At 58.6% G+C, this 2,435-nt stretch carries 3 protein-coding genes; 2 read left to right on the top strand and 1 reads right to left on the bottom strand.

From position 1 onward, the window contains the following. Positions 1–231: 231 nt before the first annotated feature. The gene (locus tag AAA069_RS09910; protein WP_148345172.1) at positions 232–645 is read right to left on the bottom strand and encodes an SIS domain-containing protein; all 414 of its coding nucleotides are present in this window, start codon (positions 643–645) and stop codon (positions 232–234) included. Between the two features lie 326 nt (positions 646–971). On the opposite strand from AAA069_RS09910, the gene AAA069_RS09905 reads away from it, so the two are divergent. Together AAA069_RS09905 and AAA069_RS09900 are read left to right on the top strand one after the other, a co-directional pair. Next, a complete protein-coding gene (locus AAA069_RS09905; protein WP_035136613.1) occupies positions 972–1,508 on the top strand; it encodes a PTS glucose transporter subunit IIA in 537 nt (178 codons plus the stop codon). 236 nt (positions 1,509–1,744) lie between these two features. Next, complete coding sequence (locus AAA069_RS09900; protein WP_152067485.1) at positions 1,745–2,302, top strand: hypothetical protein; 558 nt, start codon at positions 1,745–1,747, stop codon at positions 2,300–2,302. The last annotated feature ends 133 nt before the right edge of the window (positions 2,303–2,435 follow it).

Here is a 2,435-nt window from a genome sequence, read left to right as displayed (position 1 = left end):
GGCGATATACGCCGTGATGCGCGACCGGGTGCCCTACCGGGAGTAGCCCCGACGGTTGACAAAACTATAGGAACACCCAATGACTAATCACCACATGTGAGCCTGGCCTCCTGCGTCAGATTCTAATAACGAGTTTACGGAATAAATAGTTATTAGAGTCGATATGGCCGACCTAATGACGAGAAGTCGTTATTAGGTCGGCCGTTAGTCATTGGGGATGTTTTTAAATAGCTACTTGAGCCCGGGGAGGCGGGTGTAGGGGAATGAACGCTCTAGGAATTCGGCGCAGCGGGCGTAGTCTTTGGCGAAGTAGCTGCTGTAAAGCGAATCGAGCACGTATTGCACGGCGATGTGGCTCGCGAACTGCGTGATGCGATGCGTCATGCTCTCGTGGTCGCTCACCGTGAGATAGGCGGCAAAGCCGGGGTGAATGCGCGCGCAATAAGGCGTGCCGATGACGATGACCGGGACATGCCGACTGCTGAGGATCGGCAAGATGCCCTTGAGGTTGGGGGCAAGGCCGCTGTAGGAGATGACGATTGCCGCATGGTCGGGACCCGAGGCGAGCGCCGTTCGCACCTGGGCCTCGACACCGTCGTGGCACGTCGCGCTTTTACCGGCGGAGAGCAGGCGATCGCGGAACATTCCCGCTGGATAGAGGTTGTGCGAGCCGTGTAGATGTCGACCTGTCGGGCGTTCGCGATGAGCTTGGCGGCATGGTCAAGTTGCGTGGGGTCGAGCAGCTCCTGCGTTTCGGCCAGCGTGGTCTGGTAGAGCCCCTCCATGCGCTCCATAACCTGCGCAGGCGATACTCAGCTTATCGAACCGCGATGCAAAGGAGATGCTCATCCCACGAGCACTACCGGGAAGGGCTCGCGATTCGAGTCCCCACCTTAGCATTTGAACCATTTGGCACTATAATTACCGTAGGCATGCGCACAACGTTGCGCTTAATCAAGAGGAGAAAACGTATGGGTCTGTTTGATATGTTCAAGAAGAAGGCTGAGCCCGCGGCTGCCGCTGCTCCGGCCTCCATCTCTGCTTCTGCCGGCGCCGACGTGCTGTGCTCGCCCGTCAAGGGCAAGGTCATCAAGATGGCCGACGTGCCCGATCCCGTCTTTGGTGGCGAGGTTCTGGGCAAGGGCTGTGCCGTGTGGCCCGAGGACGATCTGGTCTACGCTCCCTGCGACGGTAAGGTGACCGTCACCATGGGTCACGCCGTGGGCCTGCAGTCCGATAGCGGCATCGAGGTTCTGGTGCACGTTGGCGTCGATACCGTCAACATGAACGGCGATGGCTTCGAGGGCTTCGTCAAGGCCGACGACGTTGTGAAGGCTGGCCAGCCCATACTCAAGATCGACCGCGCCAAGATCGCCGCTGCCGGTTACAAGGACTGCGTCGTCGTGGCCGTGTCCAACACCGCCGAGTTTGCCGATGTCGAGCTCACCGTTGAGGCAGAGTCCGCCGTCGCCGCCGGTGACGCCATCGTCAAGGTCGTCCGCAAGTAAACTGCGGCATCCAAAGGCTGTGCGAGGGTGGTCGGGTTTTCCGGCCACCTTTTTTATTGCACCGCGGGAAAGCGTTTTATTGCACGTTGGGTGGGCTTGCAAACCGTTCGGACGCTAAAACGAACCGACCGCGCCTTCGCGTTGCCGAGGGTGTTCATAAGTGGATAGTATGGGCTTACTTATTACAACGTGTGCCGCGTCCGGGAAGCGCGGTGCCGCTCATTGGGAGGAACAACATGAAAAAGAAGCTGCTGCTTGTGCCCCTCATGGCCGTCTTGGTTGCATGCGTGGTCGTGCTTTCCGGCTGTGGAGGTCCTTCGGTCGAGGAACTCATCACCGAGGATCTTACGACGCAGTTTGACGAGGTCAAGAACGGTGGCGACGACTTCCTCTCTGGTCTGGAGGAGGCTTCGGGCGACGAGTTCGAGCAGCTGGGTATCGATCCCAAGGAGTATGCCAAGACCTATCTCGAGGGCTTTGACTACAAGATCGGCGACGTGACGGTCGACGAGGACAAGGGTGTCGCGACCGCCGAGGTCTCTATCACCTGCAAGTCTATGAACAAGATCGTCGAGGACTTCTCCACCCAGTATCAGGAGAAGGTCGCTGCGCTTGACACGGTTCCTTCCGATGACGAGCTGTACAAGATGGCCGGTCAGGTTATGGTCGATGTGACCAAGGCCACCGAGCCCAGGAAGACCACGGTTATCTTCAAGTACACCTGCAACGACGACGGCGAGTGGTCTGCCGACGACTCCGTCAACTCCGAGATGATGGATGCAATGCTGAGCTAGTTCGTTGCGGCGTTTTACCAAACGCCGCAACTGCTCGACGCTGCAAGCCCGCCAGAGCGGCAATCTGCCTTTCAACTTCGGCGGCATGACCAGAAGGTCAATGCCGCCTCGTTTCAAGGCACCTTGCTCGCTC

The organism is Collinsella sp. CLA-SR-H006 (genome assembly GCF_040097075.1).
In the GTDB taxonomy this organism is placed as follows: domain Bacteria; phylum Actinomycetota; class Coriobacteriia; order Coriobacteriales; family Coriobacteriaceae; genus Collinsella.
This window is presented reverse-complemented; position numbering and strand designations above follow the sequence as displayed.